The following is a 21,215-nucleotide window of genomic DNA, read 5'->3' as shown; positions in this document are numbered from 1 at the left end:
TCTTACTGTTATCAGTGAAGCAAAGATAATTAATTTATCCGAAACTCAAGCTCCGGACGCTCTTTTAAATAAGAGATAAGTTCACGGCCTACGGAAAGCTTCACCGGACGAGACACCAAATCAACAGTCATCTTACTATCCGGATCGGTCACTCTGAAATAGAGTTCCGTAGTACCGGGACGGTCTTTCGTAAGTTCTGCCAATTCCGTCACCAATGCTTTGTTCAGTACACTGAGCGGGATAAGAATCGTAATCTTCTCTATCAGCTTCTCTTTTACGTCGGGAAGCAATTCCATAGAGGTAATCTTCAGTTCCAATTCATCCTGCCGCCACTGTTTAGGTTGGCAACGCGCCTTAATATAAAGGAAAGTACGCTCACCCAAATAGCCTTGATAAGTTACCCAATCGTTCCCGAAGAAAGGTAACTCTGCCGAACCGGAATAGTCTTCTATCTTGGCTATACCGTAAGGATTGCCGTTCTTACTGATGCCTCGGCGGACGGTAGTGACTATACCGCCCATGGTAATTTCACGTCCCACCAGGAGTGTCTTATCCTCCAACTCCGCCATGTGTGTATTACAAACATGTTCCAGCACTACGGAATACTCATCCAAGGGATGAGCGGAAAGATAAATACCGACTAAATCACGTTCCTTATTCAATCTGTCAAGGTCGCTCCAACGCTCTGCGGGAAGAATTTCGGGAGTAGCGATATCTACCACATTTTCACCGCCGAACAAAGAGTTGACCGCTGCCGCTTTATCCGCTTGATAACGGTTACCATAGCGTACCAATGTCTCGATAAAGACTTCATTCTTGGCATTAATGGCAAAATATTGTTCACGCTTCAACTCGGGGAAACTGTCAAAGCCGCCGGCAAGAGCAAGGCATTCCAGGTTCTTCTTGTTACAAGCGTTCAAATTGACACGCTGTACGAAATCGAAGATACCTGTATACGGACCATTCTTCTCACGCTCCTCCATGATGCTTTGCACAGCACCCTCACCTACTCCTTTCACCGCACCCAATCCGAAACGGATATTACCTTCCGGATTGACGGTAAACTTCAAGTTCGATTCGTTCACATCAGGACCAAGTACTTTAATACCCATCGACTTACATTCGTCCATGAGTTTGGTTATGGTAGTTATATCGGATAAACTTCGGCTCATGACGGCAGCCATATATTCCGCCGGATAATTCGCTTTCAAGAAAGCCGTCTGATAAGCCACCCATGAATAGCAGGTGGCATGAGATTTATTGAAAGCATAAGACGCGAACTTTTCCCAGTCAGTCCAAATCTTTTCGAGCACCTTCGCATCGTGCCCGTTTTTCTGTCCGCCCGCAATGAATTTCGGCTTCATGTGATCCAGTTTATCCCGCAACTTTTTACCCATCGCCTTACGCAAAGCATCGGATTCGCCACGGGTGAAGTCCGCCAACAAACGGGACAGAAGCATGACCTGCTCCTGATAGACAGTAATACCGTATGTATCCTTCAAGTATTTCTCCATAATAGGAATATCATACTCGATAGGCTTGCGTCCCCACTTACGGTCGATGAAATCCGGGATATAGTCCATAGGACCCGGACGATAGAGGGCATTCATGGCAATCAAATCCTCAAATGTACCGGGTTGCAACTCACGCAGATATTTCTGCATACCGGCAGATTCAAATTGGAATGTACCGATAGTCCGTCCGTCACAGTATAATTTATAGGTAGCGGGATCATTGATGGAAATCTTGTCGATATCCAATGCCAATCCCCGATGTAAACGTACATTCTCAACAGCTTCCTTAATGATTGAAAGAGTCTTCAATCCCAGGAAGTCCATTTTAATCAACCCCGTATCTTCAATGACCGAACCTTCGTACTGGGTAACGAGCATCTTCTCACCGGTCTCCTTGTCATCCGCCGTACTGACAGGAACCCAGTCGGTGATATCGTCACGGCAGATAATCGTACCGCAAGCGTGTACACCTGTACCTCTCACATTACCTTCCAGCATTTTGGCATACTTCAACGTATCGCGTACCAACGGGTCGGGCGATGCCTCTGCCGCCTGCAATTCCGGTACGTAAGCGATAGCATTGGGAAGATTCAGTTTCTTATCAGGGATTTTGTCGGGAACCAGTTTGGCCAAACGGTCAGATTCCGACAAGGGTAATTTCTGTACACGGGCAACGTCCTTGATAGCCAATTTGGTTGCCATGGTACCATACGTGATGATATGCGCTACCTTCTCCTGTCCGTACTTTTCCGTTACCCAACGCAACACTTCACCACGTCCGTCATCATCAAAGTCCACATCAATATCAGGCAACGAGATACGGTCCGGATTAAGGAAACGCTCAAACAGCAAGTCGTACTGGATAGGGTCTATCTTGGTAATACCCAAACAATAAGCCACAGCCGAACCGGCAGCCGAACCACGTCCCGGCCCCACCGAAACTCCCAGTTGCGTACGGGCGGCATTGATAAAGTCCTGTACAATCAGGAAGTAACCGGGGAAACCCATCGTCTTCATGATGTACAACTCAAACACCAAACGCTCTTTTACTTCATCCGACAACGGATCACCGTAAATCCGTTTGGCGCCGTCAAATGCCAGTTTGGCGAGATAGTCGGCTTCCAGCTTGATACGATAAAGCTTTTCGTAACCGCCCAAACGCTTTATTTTGGCTTTAGCGGCTTCCTCATCCAAGACTACTTTCCCATTTTCGTCTTGCGTAAATTCATCGAACAAATCTTTTTCCGTATATTTCTGCCTGTATCCTTCTTCTGTTCCAAAATCCTCGGGAATGGCGAAAGTAGGCATGATAGGAGCATGGTCTATGGAGTAGTATTCCACCTTGTCCAAAATCTCCAACGTATTGGAAAGCGCTTCAGGAACATCGGCAAAAAGCTCGTTCATCTCCGCCTTGGTTTTCATCCACTCCTGCTTGGTATAAAGCATACGGCTCGGATCGTCCAAATCCTTGCCCGTACTCAAACAGATAAGGCGGTCGTGCGCCTCGGCATTCTCCTCGTCCACAAAGTGAACGTCATTGGAGCAGATTACTTTTATATTGTACTTCCTGGCATATTCCAGCAGTTTGGTATTGGCTTTTTGCTGTAAAGGATAAGCTTCGTGATTGGCACGGGGAACGGTCGCCTTATGGCGCTGCAATTCCAGGTAATAATCATCTCCGAAAAGATTCTTATACCAGCGGATGGCTTCTTCGGCCTCCTCTAATTGGTCGTTGATAATCTTTTTAGGAACCTCTCCACCGATACAGGCGGAGCAGACAATCAGGCCTTCGTGATACTTCTCCAGCTCATTGCGATCGGTACGCGGACGCATATAGTATCCCATAGTCCATGCGCGGGACACCAATTTTATAAGATTGTGATAACCAGTTTCGTTCTTCGCCAATACAATCAGGTGGTAACCGCTTTGGTCGGGCTTACCCTCTTTCTTATCCATTGTACGGCGGGCCACATACATTTCGCAACCGATGATAGGCTTGAACAGTTTATTTTCAGCTTCCGTTATCTTCGCTTTGCAAGCCGCTATCTCCGCTTCCTTATCCTCACATGCTATTTCACCGCTCTCTATACCGGCAATCCGCTTTTTCAGGTCTTTTATTTCCCCTTTCGGACCACCGTTCTTTTTATTAACATAGTTGGTGAATTCCTTGATACCGAACATATTGCCATGATCGGTAACGGCAATACCTTTCATACCATCCTTCATCGCCTTGTCTACCAAACGGCTCACACTGGCCTGGCCGTCAAGGAGCGAATACTGGGTATGTACGTGCAAATGAACAAAATCCTGCATAAATCTATCCTTTCTATAAGTGAGCATAAAGGTACGACCTATGCGATATCTAACAAAAATATTCCTCAAAAAGTTATCAACATCTGCAATTCTATGACTAAATTCTTGTTAGATTTTCAAAATAAGCCTATTTTTGCAGATAATTTGCATCAGAAAAGAATAAAACAAGATACATGGGTCGACTTAAAAAACTAAAGAAAATACGCATTCACCGCGAAGGCACACATACACTGGCCGGCAGTTTGCTGTTGATACTTGCCGTAAACGCCGGACTTTATTTCGGTTTGGAGTGCAAGATTCCGTTCTATGTAGTGGCCGTCATCAGCCTTGTAGTTTATGGAATCTTGGTAAACTTCTTCCGTTGCCCGATACGTTTGTTCGGTCAGGAAGAGACTGAAAAGATTGTGGTCGCTCCCGCTGACGGGAAAATTGTGGTAGTGGAGGAAGTTGAAGAGACCGAATATTTCCATGACCGCCGTATCATGGTTTCCATATTTATGAGTCTGGTCAATGTACATGCCAACTGGTACCCGGTAGACGGAACCGTGAAGTCGGTGTCTCACCAGAACGGTAAGTTCATGAAGGCCTGGCTGCCTAAAGCAAGTACCGACAACGAGCGTTCCACCGTAGTAATCGAAACTCCCGAAGGAGTGGAAATCATGGCACGTCAGATTGCGGGCGCTATGGCACGCCGTATCGTAACCTATGCCGAACCGGGCGAAGAATGTTATATTGACGAACATATGGGTTTCATCAAATTCGGTTCCCGCGTGGATGTATTTCTCCCGCTGGGTACGGAAGTGCTTGTTAAACTCGGACAACTGACCACCGGTAATCAAACCGTGATAGCAAAACTTAAATAACAATGGCAAATCGCATCACCCGTTCTATACCAAACACCTTAACCTGTCTGAACTTATTCTCCGGGTGTATCGCTTGTGTCATGGCTTTCGAGGCCAACTACAATCTGGCGCTTGTATTCATTATCCTCAGTGCCGTATTCGATTTCTTCGACGGTATGATGGCACGTTTACTGAACGCGCATTCCCCCATCGGAAAGGATTTGGATTCCTTGGCGGATGATGTAAGTTTCGGTGTAGCACCCTCATTGGTAGTATTTTCCTTATTCAAAGAAATGTACTATCCGGCATCCATGGAGTTCATCGCTCCTTACATGCCGTATGCCGCATTCCTTATTTCCGTATTCTCGGCGCTGCGTTTGGCGAAATTCAATAACGACACCCGCCAGACCAGTTCCTTTATCGGTGTGCCGGTTCCTGCCAACGCCCTTTTCTGGGCATCGTTAGTGGCGGGCATACATCCTATCCTTATCTCCGGGAACTTCAATCCTTTTTATCTGTTAGTATTGGTCTGCCTGTTCTCATGGCTGCTGGTATCGGAAATACCGATGTTCTCATTGAAGTTCAAGAATCTTTCATGGAAAGACAATAAAGTAAGTTTCATTTTCCTGATTGTCTGCATTCCACTCCTTATTTTTTTAAAAGTCAGCGGCTTTGCAGCGGTGATTGTATGGTACATCTTACTGTCACTCCTAACAGGAAAACGTAAATAAACATTTTCTTGGCACGGTTGTTGTACTATCGTTCGCTGAAAACGAACACATAAAAAGACATTAGCCCATGTTTCATTTTTTAGGATTCTTATTTATCATTATAATTGCTATCCTGCTTATCGGGCTTAGCATTATAGGCACTGTCATCCGAAGCGTCTTCGGATTAGGCGGCCGCCGTTCATCGAGCACTTACCGGAATGACAACGGAAATTACCAATCCGGAAGGGGATATTCTTTTAATGACAGACAGCAATCAGGCCCTTCTCCCAATGAAGAGCCGGACACAAGAACTAAAGAAGCCCCCACACACAACAGACACAAAAAACTATTCTCCCAAGATGAAGGAGAGTACGTAGACTTTGAGGAAATCAAAGAAGAATAACAATAAAACACACCATGAAAACACTACTTGCCTTTATTCTTTTCGCGTTATCATCCCTGACGTATGTTAATGCAACGGATAACAAAACAATCCGCATCTCTACAAAAGACACAGACTTAATACTCCAGGTAGGGGAAAACGGTCGGCTGTACCAAACCTATTTGGGTGAAAAACTATTGCATGAGCAAGACTTGCAGCATTTCCAATGGAATATACATGCCGGCTCGGATGGCAGCGTAAGCAAACGGGGTTGGGAAGTGTACAGCGGTTCGGGCAACGAAGATTTTTTTGAACCGGCCATCAGTATCACGCACCACGACGGTAATCCATCCACCATATTATATTATGTTTCTTCATCCGACAAGGCCGTTGAAGGTGGTACGGAAACAACAATTCTGTTACGCGACGACCAGTATCCGGTAGAAGTTACCCTACATTACATAGCCTATCCCAAAGAGAACATTATCAAGACATGGAGTGAAATCAGACATCAGGAGAAGAAACCCGTTACCCTATCCTCCTATGCCTCTACCATGCTTTACTTCAACAACTCCGGTTACTATCTCACCGAGTTCAGCAGCGACTGGGCCAAAGAAGCGCAGATGAGCAGCCAGCAACTACAATTCGGCAAGAAAGTCATCGATACGAAACTCGGTAGCCGCGCCGCCATACATACACACCCCTTTTTTGAAATAGGATTAGACCAACCCGTCAACGAACACCAAGGCACCGTGCTCATGGGGACATTAGGCTGGACCGGAAATTTCCGCTTCACCTTTGAGGTAGACAACGTAGGCAATCTTCGTGTAATCCCCGCCATCAATCCCTACGCCTCAACTTACGAATTAAAAGCGAATGAAGTGTTCACCACGCCCGAATTCATATTCACATTAAGCAATAGCGGTACCGGACAAGGCAGCCGCAATTTCCACGAATGGGCGCGTAACTACGGCATAAAAGACGGTAACGGTTCCCGTCTGACACTATTGAACAACTGGGAAAATACGGCGTTCAACTTTAACGAGGAGAAGCTTGCCGCACTGATGAAAGAAGCCAAACACTTGGGAGTAGACATGTTCCTGCTGGATGACGGTTGGTTCGGCAACAAATATCCCCGTAAAAACGACCGTGCCGGTCTGGGCGATTGGGAAGTGACCCGTGACAAACTGCCCGGCGGCATACCGGCTTTAGTCCGGTCGGCAAAAGACGCCGGTGTAAAATTCGGTATCTGGATAGAGCCGGAAATGGTAAATCCTAAGAGCGAGTTGTTTGAAAAGCACCCGGAATGGGTAATCAAGCTACCCAACCGCGAAACCTATTATTACCGTCACCAATTGGTCTTGGACCTTAGCAATCCGAAAGTACAAGACTACGTTTACAACGTTGTCGCCGATATATTAAAAGAGAATCCGGAAACAGCTTTCTTTAAATGGGACTGCAACAGCCCTATCACCAATATATACTCGCCCTATCTCAAAGAGAAACAAGGACAGTTATATATTGACCACGTACGCGGCATCTACAATGTTATGAAGCGCGTCAAAGCGAACTATCCCGATGTGCCCATGATGCTTTGCTCCGGCGGTGGCGCCCGTTGCGACTATGAAGCGCTGAAATACTTCACCGAATTCTGGTGCAGTGACAATACCGATCCGATAGAACGTATCTACATCCAATGGGGGTTCTCTCAGTTCTTCCCCGCCAAAGCAATGTGCGCGCACGTCACCGGCTGGAACAAATCCACTTCCGTCAAGTTCCGTACCGATGTGGCCTCCATGTGCAAACTCGGCTTTGACCTCGGCCTGAAAGAACTTAGTGCTGACGAGCTGGCCTATTGCCAAACGGCGGTAACCAACTGGAAACGCCTGCAAGCCGCAATCATGGACGGAGTTCAGTACCGATTGGTCTCTCCGTACCAAAGTAATCACATGGCTGTAAATTACGTGAGCCGGGATACCGACAAGGCCGTTCTTTTTGCCTACGACATTTATCCCCGCTTCCAAGAGAAGCTGATGCCCGTCAGACTGCAAGGCCTGAACCCAGACAAACGATATAAAGTAGAAGAGATAAATCTGATGCCTTCCGTAAAATCCGCTTTAAAAGCCAATGGAAAGATATATTCGGGAGATTATCTCATGAAAGTCGGTTTGGATGTATTCGGAACGGCAATTACGCAGAGTCACGTTATTGAACTGACCGCGCAATAATCATCCCGTAAGATAAAAAAAATCATCCCGTGAGACGGATTATTCCATCTCACGGGATGATTTTTTTTGTCCCGCGGGACGAATCCATCCGTTCCGCAAGACGATTTCATTCGTGTTCCGTACTATCTGGGCAGTCTGCTGTAACGGTATTATTCAGAAAAGCATTACCTGCGTTTCGCAGCGAAAAAGTCTTTCATCAACGCGGCACATTCGTCCGCCAGTACACCTTTCACTACCGAGGTTTTAGGATGCAAAGCCTGTGGCGCATAACGCTGGTATCCCCGTTTCTCGTCTTCCGCGCCAAACACCAGCCGTCCCGTCTGCGCCCATGCAATGGCTCCGGCACACATGACGCAAGGCTCAACGGTGACATAAAGAGTACATTCATTCAGATATTTACCGCCAAGCGTAGCGGCGGCGGCAGTAATCGCCTGCATTTCGGCATGCGCGGTGACATCGGTCAGAGTCTCAGTCAGATTATGGGCACGGGCAATAATGCGGTCTTTGCAAACAACGACAGCCCCAACGGGCACTTCCCCCCGCTCACCCGCCTTTTGCGCCTCAAGAAGCGCCTGCTTCATATAATCCGTATCCGTCATTTTCTTCCTGCCTGCTGTTTATCTTCTTCTACATCATGCACGACACCCTGCTCCGCCGCTTTCTCATCTTCGCATATCATGCTCGCCGAACAGCGTAGGATAATCTTCCTCCATATTCTTGTGGATAAACATGAGAATGGTTTCCCTGAGCCAGCGTGATTTATTCGTTATCTTGTACTTCTCCAGATAACGGTCTACAATCCGCAGCTCTTCCTCGCTCATCAGGCATACCATGCGCTGCTCGCGTTTAGGCTCTTCGGGTGTTGCTTTTGCACACGTTTTGTCTCTCTTTCTCATATTTCTTTGCAAAATTAGTTTTACTTCTGTAAAAACAAAGCAGAAAAAACGTATTTTTGTACTGAAAGAAAGAAAATCGTACTATGGCAATACATAATGCTCTGGGAAAAGCAGGAGAAGATGCGGCAGCAGCCTATCTGGAGCGTAACGGATACGAGATACGCGATCGGAACTGGCGGAAAAACCATCTGGAACTGGATATCGTCGCGACCAAAGACAATGAGCTGATTATCGTCGAAGTGAAAACCCGAAGCAACACAGAGTATGTCGAGCCGCAAGATGCCGTCAATTGGCAGAAAGTACGCCGTATTGTCATAGCCGCCGATGCTTACATAAAACATTTTTGCATAGATATGCCCGTACGTTTTGACATTATTACGGCAGTAGGCGATATAGGAGCTTTCAAAACGGAACATATCAAGGAAGCGTTTTATCCGCCCATGTTTTAAGAACTCTAATACCTGAAATACAATGGATATAGAAACCGCCCGCGAATATTGCCTCAGTAAAAAGGCTGCGACCGAAGACACTCCTTTCGGTGAGGATTTCCTCGTTATCCGAGTTATGGGGAAGATGTTTTTATGTATAAACCTCAATACCCCCGACCGCATCACCATGAAATGCGACCCGGAATACGCGCTGGAATTGCGTGACCGCTATAACGCCATCGAAGGCGCCTGGCACTTCAATAAAAAGTACTGGAACCAAGTGTTCCTGAGCAGTGACGCAGATGACAAGCTGATAAGACGTCTGATAGACCACTCTTACGAAGAAGTAATAAAGAAATTCACTAAAAAAACGCGCAATGAGTATGAAGCCCTGCCCTGAAACATTCCCTTATCCGCTGATAGCGTTGGACGAGACAGACTCAACCAACCGATACATCAGCCAGTTGTGTAATGAGCTGCAAGAATCCGTTGCCGAGCTGACTACGGTTACAGCCGAGTTTCAAAGTGCCGGCAAAGGCCAGCGTGGCAATACCTGGGAAGCGGACAAAGGAAAGAATCTGCTTTTCAGTTTTGTCCTCTATCCTACTTTTCTGGCAGCACGCCGCCAGTTTATCCTGTCGCAAATCGTTTCCCTCTCCATTAAGGAAGAGCTGGACAGATGGTCGGACGAGATTACGATAAAGTGGCCGAATGATATTTACTGGAGAGATAAGAAAATATGCGGTATACTGATAGAGAATGACCTCTCCGGACACTTCATCGGACGCAGCATCTCCGGCATCGGAATCAATATCAATCAGGATGAATTTCACAGCGATGCTCCCAACCCGGTATCCCTGAAGCAGATTACCGGTCAGGAGCACGACCGCTATGAGATTCTATCGCATATCCTGAAACGGGTGCAAATCTACTACAACGGTTTGCAAACGGAAGACGGCAGTACTTATACCGCCGAAATAGCCGCCCGCTATGCCCGCTCTTTATTCCGCCGCAGAGGCTTTCACCCTTATGAAGATACCGACGGCAGGTTTTCCGCCCGCCTGCTGCGCGTGGAGCAAGACGGACGTTTTGTTCTGGAAGACGAGAACGGCAAGGAACGGGAGTATTTATTCAAAGAGGTGCAATACATCGTCTGATTAAACAAATTGGCAAACATTATCTTTGTAAAACACGTTTTGTATGGAATTAATATATAAACTCATGAAGATACAAGTCTTAATCGTAGCCGTCATATCAAGTTTCATTTTATATGGTTGCGAAGATAATGAAGCCGACTATTTGGAACTCTCCGAATCGTCATTCGGCAATGTCAGTAGCGACGGGGCTACACTGACTGTCAATATCACAAGCGACGTAGAATGGCAAGTGTCCAAAACTGCGCAATGGTGCAGCATCACTCCCGGCAAAGGCTCCGGAAATCAGACGCTGACCCTGCAAATAGAAGCCAACCCCGACAGTAAAGAAAGGAAAGTTACAGTAACAGTCGCGTCGCCGTCCATCCAAGTGAGCAGAAAGATAGAAATCACTCAAGCGGCAGGATATACCCCCATAGAACAGTATCACTATAAACTGCCTGTGGTTTTTCATGTTCTCTATCACGACAAGTCCGACCCTGAACAGTACGTCAGACAAAGTCGCTTATCCGAGATATTGAACACGGTAAACCGGCTGTATAAAAACAGCACGCAAAGTGTAGACATGAACCTGACCTTTACACTCGCCACCGTTAATCCTGACGGAGAAGCGATGGAACAGCCGGGAGTGGAATACATTGCATGGCCGGAGAACTATCCGATAGATTGCGATGCCTTTATGAACGATGATATAAGCGAAGCAACTGGAAAAGGCTATGTAAGATATTTATGGGATCCCAACAGATATATCAATATAATGGTCTACAACTTCGCCAATGACCCCAACAGCAATACGACAACATTGGGGATATCACATCTGCCTTTCACCGTGAAAGGAGCCAATAGCCTGGCAGGTCTCAGTGAAATCAATGTATCCCATTTAGAATTGGAGAACTTATCCTTTCCCTATTGCGTATCCATCAACAGCCTGTTCATTAACGAAGAAAGTACGGGAAACACATACAATACGGCGGACATTACCGTTACATTGGCGCATGAATTGGGGCATTACTTAGGATTGCACCATGTATTCTCCGAAACGGAAAACGAAAACAGTTGTGAAGATACCGACTATTGCGCAGATACCCCCACCTATAACAAAAAAGCATACGATATGGATTGCGCATACATCGAGGTGAATGACCCGGATAACTTCACATTCGCCAATTTGGTGAACCGCGAGAATTGCCTGACAGGCGAATCCTTTGTCTCATACAACATCATGGATTATGCAATCAGCTATTCCGACCGTTTTACTCCCGAACAGCGGGCGCGTATTCGTCATGTCTTGCTATACAGTCCTCTGATACCGGGCCCAAAAGCCGGTCAGGAAGCAGGCACGCGCTCTGCGCCAAGCGGGCTCATGGAGTTACCAATCCGTACCGCCAAATAGGGATTGCGATAGAAAGAAAAAAGGAGATGAACAATCACTTGTTCATCTCCTTTTCCAATATCTTTATCCGTTCCAATGTTTTTCCCGCTTCCGTAGAAGGAAACAGCTGAAGAACTTTCTGCAAATAGTTCTTAGCCTTATCATACCCGTTAGCGAACACATCCGATAACCCGTTACGGTAACTGGCATATTGCATCCGTGTGGGAGAAATAATTTTCTTATAGTTATCTTCCAGCGTCTTCTTCTTTCGCTCGGCTTGCAGGTAGTAATAATTACCTAAAAAGATATTTGCCTGAAGATTATCTGCATCCAAAGCCAACACTGTCTCATAGAGTTTCAAGGCATCTTTCGCCTCGCCACGCATCATCTGCATCTCCGCACAGGCTACAAGGCCGGGAACATCTTCCGGATAATACTGCAACCATTCCTTATAAAAAAGGTATGCTTTGTCATAATTCCGCTTATCCTTGTAATAAGCAGCCAGTTCGCGTACCAGACGAGGAGCCACCGCACTGTTCTTCTCAATGCGGGTCCAATAAAACATCTCCGTCTGCTCCGCTCCCATGCCTGCGGCCTGACGGAACAAACTCACGGCATAATCATCCTTACCGGTTGATAAGGCATCGGACACTTTCTGCAACAACACATCTGCCGATTGTGCCAAAAGTGACATCGGGCACAGCAAGAGCCCAAAGAAAAGTAAAGTTAAGGTCTTCATTTTTTAAGTCTATATAGTTTAACAGCCCGAAATCGCTCATAGAGAGTCACCTACAAATTTACAAACTTCCCCGCCAATCATCAATAGATAAAAGTAGAAATATAGTTAATCTTTCCCACTATTTTTGCTTTTCTGCGTACCTTTGCCCCCCGTTAAACCAAATATTGCGAATGAAGCCCATAGACAGACAGATATTACAGATAGCCTTACCTTCCATCGTATCGAATATCACCGTGCCTTTGCTCGGACTAATCGATGTGGCTATCGTGGGGCATCTGGGTGCTCCCGCCTATATCGGCGCCATTGCGGTAGGCGGTATGCTGTTCAATATCATTTATTGGATATTCGGCTTTCTGCGTATGGGAACCAGCGGCATGACATCACAGGCTTATGGTAAACGGGATTTCCCCGAAATTGTTCGGCTGCTGATACGTTCCGTAGGTATAGGGTTGGCTGTGGCTCTTTGCCTTATCCTGCTGCAAGTGCCTATCAGGCAAGCGGCCTTCCTCATTATCCACCCCACGGAAGAAGTCAGGGAAATGGCGACGCTCTATTTCCACATCTGTATATGGGGCGCTCCTGCCATGTTAGGATTATACGGGCTCTCCGGATGGTATATCGGCATGCAGAACTCGCGCATTCCCATGTACATAGCCATTACACAGAACATCGTGAACATCATCGCCAGCCTCAGCCTTGTCTATTTCTTCAATATGAAGGTAGAAGGCGTAGCTTTGGGGACGCTGATCGCCCAATACGCGGGCTTCTTCATGGGACTCATACTGTGGACGAACCGTTACGGTAAACTGAAAAAGCACATCGTTTGGAAAGGGGTATTGCAAAAAGAAGCAATGGTACGCTTTTTCCAGGTGAACCGCGACATATTCCTACGTACGCTCTGCCTTGTAGCCGTCACGTTATTCTTCACCTCGGCAGGCGCTTCGCAAGGTGAAATTATACTGGCGGTAAATACATTGCTGATGCAGCTCTTCACCCTTTTCTCTTACGTAATGGACGGCTTCGCCTATGCGGGAGAGGCACTGAGCGGACGATACATAGGCGCCCGTAACCGGGAAGCATTTACAAACACCGCCCGTCACCTGTTTATGTGGGGCGGTTGGATGGCCATACTCTTTACATTGGTTTACGCGTTGGGGGGGAATGCTTTTCTGGGACTGCTGACCGATGACCGAAACGTGATAACCGCCGCCGATACCTATTTCTATTGGGCGCTTGCCATACCCGTTGCCGGAATCGCCGCCTTTATTTGGGACGGTATCTTTATCGGCGCTACCGCCACCCGCGGAATGCTCGCATCTATGGCAGCGGCGGCCGTCTGCTTCTTTGCCGCATTTTACGGGTTCCGCCCGGCTTTAGGCAACCATGCCTTATGGCTTGCTTTTCTTATCTACCTCTCCATACGGGGAGCTATGCAGACCTTGCTCAGCCGAAAGATTATCGAAGAAAGCTTCAGCTAAAGCCGTTGCGCATACCCGCAAAGAAATTACTTCTCCTCCAACAGCAGGAAACTGTCCAGCCTGCCAAAGAGCATCCTCGCCCAATGATTAGACAATGCATAAAACCACATCATAGGAATGAAACAGAAGAAGAAACGCTTGGCGGAGTAAGCCAGAACATTCTGGATGGAGTCCCATTTATAATCAATCTGATAAAGAACCATCACATAAAAAGCCAGAGAGGTGACAACCATCGCCAGCAAAGCCAGATTATCTTTCCTCTTGAGTAAGAACCAGCCGTTTGCGAGCAATGATAGGGAGAACGCCATAACAGTCCAGCCGAAGAACTGCGTATCTTTATAATAAGCTTTCATAAACGCCCAAATAATACCGGCTTTCTCCGCATCCCAATAAGGACGGAATATGACGATGTTTTCGGCATAAAAACCGCTCACCCACGAAAAGACCGCCCACAAAAGCGCGGGAAACAGCGCAGCGGCAACAGGCAGCAAATCTTTCCAATGCCTGTTCCTGAGCACATCCGCAAAAACAACCGCCAAGGCCGCACCGATAAAGACTATCCCTTCCGAACGCGTCCATATATTTACGGCAAGCAGCAAGGAGCCGAGGTACAAATCTTTCCGTTCCCTGCACTTCAGCCATAAAGCAATATAAATAATGCCCGACGAAGCAGTGGCGGCATGAATGACATTAGTGGCCGACAACGACGAAAACGCAATCATCTCCGGAGTAATCAGCACGAAGAAAGTGGCGACAGCCGCACCCGTAGGCCCTGTCACGCGCTGCATGCTGCCGTAGAAAGCTATCAGCAGGGATAAATACATCAATGCCGGAACAAGCTTGGACGTTTCCGCTCCCAAAAGATAGACAAAAGCATAACTCAACTGAACCATCGGAGCATACGTCATGTAACTGCCCGCATCGTGGATGTGCGGCATATAGCTCTGCTGAAAGATGCTCAAGTTCCTAAAAGTATGTTCCTGTGCCATGACATAACCAATGGTATCAAATCCCGCCAGACTATCCCTGTCGAACGTAGGGAAATACATGCACTTGGTAAAGTTCATATACTCGAAGTACGCAATAAGCACGATAAAGAAGCACCAGACAAGGTTGCAGTTCGAAGTATCGATACAGACAGCCTTCTTATAATACATTATCACCCCGTCCCTGCGCTTGTACAGAAACGACAGTAACAGAAGCAGTATCAACACTCCCCCAAGCATAACGCTGGCAGTTATCAGTTTTATTTTAAGCAGGTTGATGATGAGCATCATCATTGTTTGCAGTCCGATTCCCACCGGAAAGGCAAGACCTATCTTTTCGCTCCACGTAAACTTCACGGAGATGCAGTTGACGGCAAGAAAGCCTATTGCAATAACGAGAATTATTCCTAATACAAGCATAAGCTACTGTTTTTTCGGTTGGACAACCGGTAATACGGCGTGTTGAATCTCCGGATCGACTTGATAAGGAAGCCTGTCTTTACCTTCTCCGTTCACTATGGCTACGTGGGTTATCCTATCCGCATACCTGCTTTCTTCCAATTCACTTTCCAATATGAGCAGGCGGGGGTACAGGAAACGGGTCGCGTAAAGCTTATTGCCGATTTCCCGCTTAAACGGACTGCCTTTCTTCAGGAAAGCCTCCTGAGAGGGATAAAGAATGACCGCATTCTCCGGCGTGGCCTGCTTTATGAAAAGAAGATAATCGTAGTCAACTCCCAGCTTCATCTTCATTTTCTCTTCAAAAGTAAGCTCGGGATGTTTCTTTATCGTCGCCATATTCTCTTTTAGCAGGCTGCTGTATACCCAATGATAAGCCGGCTGTTTCGTCAATGTATATTTAACGAGGAGCAAAGCAAGAATCATGAACAGCACATTCCTTGCAAGCCACACGGCGTACACGGCAAAAGTTTTCCTTTGCTTCTCCTGTTTCCCTTCCTTAGTCGTTTTCTCAGATTGCATACCCGGTATTTACTTTTCGTTAAACCTATATTTCAGCAATATGCCGATAGCTTCCACTCCATCATGCCATTTTATCTTTTTCCCCTCTTGCCTGGAGCGCGGATAATAGCGTATCGGAACTTCCTTTATCTTATATCCCCTTCTGAGAACCTTGGCCGTCACCTCCGGGCAGAACCCGAACCTGTCGCAGACAAGCGGTATGGACTTCAGCAAGGAAGCGTCAAACATCTTGTAACAAGTAGGCTCGTCCGTTATCTTCCGGGAGAAAAGCAGGCTTGTGACAAAAGACACCAGCCGCCCGCCCCAATAAAAGGTACGATATATCGGCTTATTGTTACCGCCCAACAGCCTGGAGCCATATACAACCCTATATTCTCCCGACAGAATAGGCTCCAGCAAAACCCGGTAGTCGTCCGGGTCATATTCCAAATCGGCATCTTGTATGATTATGACGTCACCGGTGGAGCGCGCTATTCCCTGACGCACCGCATATCCCTTCCCCCGGTTTGCCGGCAGCCTGAGATACCGAATGCAGGCATCCGCATACTGCGCTTGGGCTTTCTCCACCTCCCGTTCCGTATCGTCGGCGGAGCAATCGTCAATCACCCATATCTCTTTTTCCACAGCGGCAGGAAGCTCCGCGCCTATAACCTTTTCCAAAACCCTGAAGATGGTTCCGGCCTCATTATAAGCAGGTATTATTACGGAGAGTTTCTTTACTGATTTCTTCATCTTTATCGATTAGGATATTATCCCTTCAGGCCGCGTCCCCAAAGAGCCCATAAGGTAATCGTCCGCAAAGTAATGAAATTTTGATTAGAAAGTCACGATAAGCGCCATTAATATTTATTCGCAAATAAATGCAAGCAAAAACAAATCGTTCGTGTTATCTTTGCTCGAAAAAGAACAAGATGCCCGATACCGTACCCAATCCCGAAAATACGCTGCACATCAAGAACATGGTCTGCAACCGTTGCATCATGGTGGTGAGAAACCAGCTTGAGCAATTGGGACTCCACCCCCTTTCGGTGGAACTGGGCATCGCCGTCCTGCCCGACACCGTTACCGACGAGGTATATCAGAGCGTAAAAGCCTCGCTTGAGCCTTTCGGATTCGAACTGATTGACGATAAGAAGTCCCAGACAACAGAACGGATAAAAGACGCCATCATCGAATTAGTGCATTACAACGACAACGATTTGAAGGTCAACCTGTCCGATTATCTGGCAGCCAAATTGCATCGGGAGTACAGCGCGCTAAGCAAACTGTTCTCGGAAGTCACCGACACCACTATCGAGAAGTATCTCATCGCGCAGAAGATAGAGCGCGCCAAAGAACTGCTGGTATACGGAGAACTATCCCTGAACGAAATAGCCGACAAGCTGAACTATTCGAGCGCAGCCTATCTCAGCTCCCAATTCAAGAGCGTCACCGGATTGACACCCAGTTATTTCAAGAAGATAAAAGCAAACAAGCGCAAACCGCTTGACGAGGTATAGGCGTAATCTTGTAAATCATATCCCGAATTTTACAATTCCCAAGCAACTTCCCTGCCGTATCTTTGTTCCATATAAAAGTTTGGAACGTGAGATAAATAAGTTCCCAACCCGTGGTACCGGAAATACCAACGGTTGGTACCGGCAGTTTCAAGCGTTGGTACTGAAGATTCCAACCGTTGGTATCAGGCGTACCAACCGTTGGTATTTCCGGTTTCAGCCGTTGGTACTGAAAGTTCCACACCAAGAGCTAACAATTTAGATACAACATTATGGCAAACAAAAGCATTGTTCAAGAAACTTTCCCCGTATTGGGAATGAGTTGCGCCTCATGCTCGGCAAGAGTGGAGAAGACGTTAAACCATCAGTCCGGCGTCCAAAAAGCGACCGTAAACTACGCTTCGGCAATGGCGACCGTGGAATATGACACCCGGGATTGCTCTCCCGAAGCCCTGCAACAGGCAGTGCAGAATGCCGGATACGACTTGCTGATAAAACAGGATGAGGATACGCCGGATGAGTTGGAGCAGGCGCACGACAAAAAATATCGCGCTCTGAAATTCCGTACCACATGGGCCATCGTCTTGTCCGTACCCATTATGGTTATCGGCATGTTCTTTATGGACATGCCGTACGCCAATCTCATTATGTGGCTGCTCTCCACTCCCGTCGTATTCTGGTTGGGAAGAAGTTTTTTTACCAGCGCATGGAAGCAACTGAAACATGGCACGGCCAATATGGATACGTTGGTAGCCAACAGTACCGGGATTGCTTACCTTTTCAGCCTGTTCAACATGCTGTTCCCCGGGTTTTGGCTGGAAAGGGGTATTCATCCGCACGTCTATTTCGAAGCGGCGAGTGTCATCATCGCCTTTATCCTGCTGGGACGGCTGCTGGAAGAAAAGGCAAAAGGAAACACTTCCTCCGCCATCAAGAAACTTATGGGACTGCAACCCAAGACGGTAACCGTCATTGACGGTTCCTCGTCGGAGAAGATTGTCCCGATTGGACAGATTCGTCCGGGAGACATTATTTTAGTGAAACCGGGGGAGCGGATCGCCGTAGACGGCATCGTCACGGAAGGCAGCTCTTATGTGGACGAAAGCATGTTGAGCGGTGAGCCGGTGGCGGTAGCCAAACAAAAGAACGCAAAAGTCTTTGCCGGCACTATCAATCAGAAAGGAAGTTTCCGGTTCAGCGCGGAGAAAGTAGGGACAGATACGCTGTTGGCAAAAATCATCCACATGGTGCAGGACGCGCAAGGCAGTAAAGCCCCCGTCCAGCAATTGGTAGATAAGATTGCGGGTATCTTCGTACCGGTTATTATCGGCATTGCCGTGCTCTCCTTCATCGCATGGATGTTGCTGGACGGACAGAGCGGATTCACACACGGACTGCTGGCATTGGTTACGGTACTCATCATCGCCTGCCCATGCGCCCTGGGACTTGCCACACCTACCGCCATCATGGTAGGCATCGGCAAAGGCGCGGAACGGGGCATTCTGATAAAAGACGCCGAAAGTCTGGAAACCGCCAAGAAGATTGATACGGTGGTACTGGACAAAACCGGAACCGTAACCGAAGGGAAGCCGGTAGTCGGCGATTTGATTTGGGAAACGCAGACGGCGGAGACCGGAGACATCTTTTACAGCCTGGAAAAGTTATCGGAACATCCGCTTGCCGAAGCGGTAGTCCGCCACTTACAAGATGCCCGAAGCGTAAGCATCGATAATTTTGAAAGTATCACCGGCAGGGGCGTAAAAGGCGAGTCGAACGGAAAAGCCTATTATGCCGGCAACCGGAAACTGCTGGAAGAGAACCGGATTGCCGTCAGCCGGTCGCTAAGCGACGAAGCCGCCCGTCTGACAGCGGACGCGCAGACCGTTATCTGGTTTGCCGACAGCGAAAACGCGCTTGCCATAGCCGGGATTACAGACCAAATCAAACCGACCTCCATACAGGCCGTCAGCGAATTGCAAGCCGCCGGCATCGAAGTCTGCATGCTGACGGGCGACAACGAAGCCACCGCGCGGGAGATTGCACGCAAAGCGGGTATTCTTCATTATAAAGCGGGAGTATTGCCGCAGGATAAGGCCGCCTTTATCAGTGACCTGCAGAAAAACGGCAGGAAAGTGGCAATGGTAGGCGACGGCATCAACGACAGCGCAGCCCTGGCGCAAGCGGATTTAAGCATCGCCATGGGCGGCGGCAGCGACATCGCCATGGATGTAGCCAAGATGACCATCATCTCTTCCGACCTCACAAAGATACCGGAAGCGTTGAAGCTCTCCAGACTGACCGTGCGCACCATTCGTCAGAACCTGTTTTGGGCGTTCATTTATAATATAATAGGTGTACCCGTCGCGGCCGGCGTACTCTACCCCGTCAACGGCTTCCTGCTGAATCCCATGATAGCCGGCGCGGCCATGGCGTTCAGCAGCGTCAGCGTGGTAACCAACAGCTTGCGGCTGAAAAGGAAAAAGATAGAGAGTGCCGAAAGCCCTGCCATCGACCCGGCAGGACAACCGGACAATAAAGTAGAACCATCAACAGAAAAAATCATGAGAAAAGAATTTAAAGTGGAAGGCATGATGTGCAACCATTGCCGCATGCATGTGGAAAAAGCATTGAACAGCATGGAAGGCGTACACGCCACCGTAACCCTCAATCCGCCGGTGGCGACCGTGGAATTCCCGGAAGGCGAAAAGACACTCGACGAGCTGCAGGCCGCAGTAACCGCAAAAGCCGGTGACTATACGCTGAAAGAATAACTGAAAATTGTTTATAGCGATTGGCATTATTTTCCTATCTTTGCCGCTAAGCGAAATAAATTAATAAACTATGGCAACATACAAAAGAATCTTATTGAAACTCAGCGGCGAGAGCCTGATGGGAGAAAAGCAATACGGTATCGACGAGAAACGTCTGGCCGAATATGCAGCGCAGATTAAGGAAATCCATGAATTGGGCATACAAATCGGCATCGTTATCGGCGGTGGCAACATCTTCCGCGGGCTGAGCGGCGCCAACAAAGGTTTCGACCGTGTAAAAGGCGACCAAATGGGTATGCTGGCAACCGTTATCAACAGTCTTGCGCTAAGCTCGGCACTGGTAGCGGCAGGCGTAAAAGCCCGTGTGCTGACAGCCGTCCGCATGGAACCTATCGGTGAATTCTACAACAAATGGAAAGCTATCGAGTGCATGGAAGCGGGCGAAGTGGTTATCATGTCTGCCGGAACGGGTAATCCGTTCTTCACGACAGACACCGGTTCCAGCCTCCGCGGCATCGAAATAGAAGCGGACGTCATGTTGAAAGGGACACGCGTCGACGGCATCTACACCGCCGACCCGGAAAAAGACCCTACGGCAACGAAGTTCCACGATATCACTTACGACGAAGTGCTGAAACGCGGCCTGAAAGTCATGGACCTTACGGCTACCTGCATGTGTAAGGAAAACAACCTGCCCATCATCGTCTTCGATATGGACACCGTAGGCAATCTGAAAAAAGTAATGCAAGGCGAAGAAATAGGAACGCTGGTACATAACTGATATCCATCCGCACCCATCCGCCGGTTTACATGACAGATACGGATTCAGATTTACACAGGTTATCCGAATAAAATAATCTGTGTAAATCTGTGTAATCTGTCGTGAAACAATTATATTTGCAAAGTTTCAAATTAAAAGCTACTT

The 21,215-nt window shown here is 47.7% G+C and carries 20 protein-coding genes; 13 read left to right on the top strand and 7 right to left on the bottom strand.

Annotated elements, in window-relative coordinates:
- Positions 1–29: 29 nt before the first annotated feature.
- On the bottom strand, positions 30–3,827 hold the full coding sequence (gene dnaE, locus I2F54_RS09280) for a DNA polymerase III subunit alpha (protein WP_195501044.1): 3,798 nt from the start codon (positions 3,825–3,827) through the stop codon (positions 30–32).
- 173 nt (positions 3,828–4,000) lie between these two features.
- On the opposite strand from dnaE, the gene I2F54_RS09275 reads away from it, so the two are divergent.
- The 4 genes from I2F54_RS09275 to I2F54_RS09260 all read left to right on the top strand — a co-directional run bounded on the left by I2F54_RS09275 (position 4,001) and on the right by I2F54_RS09260 (position 7,989).
- The gene (locus I2F54_RS09275) at positions 4,001–4,690 is read left to right on the top strand and encodes a phosphatidylserine decarboxylase family protein (protein ID WP_118468869.1); all 690 of its coding nucleotides are present in this window, start codon (positions 4,001–4,003) and stop codon (positions 4,688–4,690) included.
- Between the two features lie 2 nt (positions 4,691–4,692).
- Positions 4,693–5,400: a CDP-diacylglycerol--serine O-phosphatidyltransferase gene (gene pssA / locus I2F54_RS09270; protein ID WP_022218047.1), complete on the top strand. Its 708-nt coding sequence runs from the start codon at positions 4,693–4,695 to the stop codon at positions 5,398–5,400.
- Between the two features lie 67 nt (positions 5,401–5,467).
- Complete coding sequence (locus tag I2F54_RS09265; RefSeq protein ID WP_022218046.1) at positions 5,468–5,782, top strand: DUF4834 family protein; 315 nt, start codon at positions 5,468–5,470, stop codon at positions 5,780–5,782.
- A gap of 14 nt (positions 5,783–5,796) precedes the next feature.
- The gene (locus tag I2F54_RS09260; protein ID WP_195501043.1) at positions 5,797–7,989 is read left to right on the top strand and encodes an alpha-galactosidase; all 2,193 of its coding nucleotides are present in this window, start codon (positions 5,797–5,799) and stop codon (positions 7,987–7,989) included.
- Between the two features lie 164 nt (positions 7,990–8,153).
- Here the strand turns inward: I2F54_RS09260 and I2F54_RS09255 are convergent, their stop codons facing one another.
- Positions 8,154–8,588: a nucleoside deaminase gene (locus I2F54_RS09255; protein WP_009122935.1), complete on the bottom strand. Its 435-nt coding sequence runs from the start codon at positions 8,586–8,588 to the stop codon at positions 8,154–8,156.
- A gap of 63 nt (positions 8,589–8,651) precedes the next feature.
- Positions 8,652–8,885 (bottom strand): hypothetical protein, encoded by a 234-nt coding sequence (locus I2F54_RS09250; protein WP_004293731.1) that lies wholly within the window; start codon positions 8,883–8,885, stop codon positions 8,652–8,654.
- Between the two features lie 83 nt (positions 8,886–8,968).
- Between I2F54_RS09250 and I2F54_RS09245 the strand changes: the two genes are divergently transcribed.
- The 4 genes from I2F54_RS09245 to I2F54_RS09230 are packed head-to-tail and all read left to right on the top strand — an operon-like array spanning position 8,969 to position 11,860.
- Positions 8,969–9,334, top strand: a complete 366-nt coding sequence (locus I2F54_RS09245; protein ID WP_009122934.1) for a YraN family protein — start codon at positions 8,969–8,971, stop codon at positions 9,332–9,334.
- A gap of 22 nt (positions 9,335–9,356) precedes the next feature.
- Positions 9,357–9,713 carry an MmcQ/YjbR family DNA-binding protein gene (locus tag I2F54_RS09240; RefSeq protein WP_195501042.1) on the top strand — a complete coding sequence of 119 codons (357 nt, stop codon included), beginning with the start codon at positions 9,357–9,359 and terminating at the stop codon, positions 9,711–9,713.
- Entirely contained in the window at positions 9,697–10,470 is a 774-nt protein-coding gene (locus I2F54_RS09235; protein ID WP_195501093.1) for a biotin--[acetyl-CoA-carboxylase] ligase, read from the top strand. Before I2F54_RS09240 ends, I2F54_RS09235 begins: the two co-directional genes overlap by 17 nt.
- Positions 10,471–10,513: 43 nt before the next feature.
- Positions 10,514–11,860 carry a zinc-dependent metalloproteinase lipoprotein gene (locus I2F54_RS09230; RefSeq protein ID WP_410518264.1) on the top strand — a complete coding sequence of 449 codons (1,347 nt, stop codon included), beginning with the start codon at positions 10,514–10,516 and terminating at the stop codon, positions 11,858–11,860.
- Between the two features lie 34 nt (positions 11,861–11,894).
- On the opposite strand, the gene I2F54_RS09225 is transcribed toward I2F54_RS09230, so the two are convergent.
- A complete protein-coding gene (locus I2F54_RS09225; protein ID WP_195501041.1) occupies positions 11,895–12,578 on the bottom strand; it encodes a tetratricopeptide repeat protein in 684 nt (227 codons plus the stop codon).
- Positions 12,579–12,748: 170 nt separating this feature from the next.
- Between I2F54_RS09225 and I2F54_RS09220 the strand changes: the two genes are divergently transcribed.
- Positions 12,749–14,056: an MATE family efflux transporter gene (locus I2F54_RS09220; protein WP_195501040.1), complete on the top strand. Its 1,308-nt coding sequence runs from the start codon at positions 12,749–12,751 to the stop codon at positions 14,054–14,056.
- 26 nt (positions 14,057–14,082) lie between these two features.
- Here the strand turns inward: I2F54_RS09220 and I2F54_RS09215 are convergent, their stop codons facing one another.
- From I2F54_RS09215 to I2F54_RS09205, 3 genes are read right to left on the bottom strand one after another with little or no spacing between them, the layout of a single operon-like run.
- A complete protein-coding gene (locus I2F54_RS09215) occupies positions 14,083–15,462 on the bottom strand; it encodes a glycosyltransferase family 39 protein (protein ID WP_195501039.1) in 1,380 nt (459 codons plus the stop codon).
- A gap of 3 nt (positions 15,463–15,465) precedes the next feature.
- Positions 15,466–16,023, bottom strand: a complete 558-nt coding sequence (locus I2F54_RS09210) for a hypothetical protein (protein WP_195501038.1) — start codon at positions 16,021–16,023, stop codon at positions 15,466–15,468.
- A 9-nt stretch (positions 16,024–16,032) separates the two neighbouring features.
- Positions 16,033–16,755 (bottom strand): glycosyltransferase family 2 protein, encoded by a 723-nt coding sequence (locus tag I2F54_RS09205; RefSeq protein WP_195501037.1) that lies wholly within the window; start codon positions 16,753–16,755, stop codon positions 16,033–16,035.
- A 179-nt stretch (positions 16,756–16,934) separates the two neighbouring features.
- Between I2F54_RS09205 and I2F54_RS09200 the strand changes: the two genes are divergently transcribed.
- The 4 genes from I2F54_RS09200 (at position 16,935) to pyrH (ending at position 21,071) form a co-directional block, all read left to right on the top strand.
- The gene (locus I2F54_RS09200) at positions 16,935–17,522 is read left to right on the top strand and encodes a helix-turn-helix domain-containing protein (protein WP_022217840.1); all 588 of its coding nucleotides are present in this window, start codon (positions 16,935–16,937) and stop codon (positions 17,520–17,522) included.
- Between the two features lie 79 nt (positions 17,523–17,601).
- Positions 17,602–17,781 carry a hypothetical protein gene (locus I2F54_RS09195; protein WP_118468850.1) on the top strand — a complete coding sequence of 60 codons (180 nt, stop codon included), beginning with the start codon at positions 17,602–17,604 and terminating at the stop codon, positions 17,779–17,781.
- Between the two features lie 10 nt (positions 17,782–17,791).
- Positions 17,792–20,290 (top strand): heavy metal translocating P-type ATPase, encoded by a 2,499-nt coding sequence (locus I2F54_RS09190; RefSeq protein WP_195501036.1) that lies wholly within the window; start codon positions 17,792–17,794, stop codon positions 20,288–20,290.
- Positions 20,291–20,360: 70 nt separating this feature from the next.
- Complete coding sequence (gene pyrH / locus I2F54_RS09185; protein ID WP_022217846.1) at positions 20,361–21,071, top strand: UMP kinase; 711 nt, start codon at positions 20,361–20,363, stop codon at positions 21,069–21,071.
- Positions 21,072–21,215: the final 144 nt, after the last annotated feature.

This window comes from Bacteroides clarus (assembly GCF_015555825.1).
GTDB classification, from domain to species: Bacteria; Bacteroidota; Bacteroidia; order Bacteroidales; family Bacteroidaceae; genus Bacteroides; species Bacteroides clarus.
Note: the sequence above shows the minus strand (reverse complement) of the source record. Positions and strands in the feature narration are given on the sequence as shown.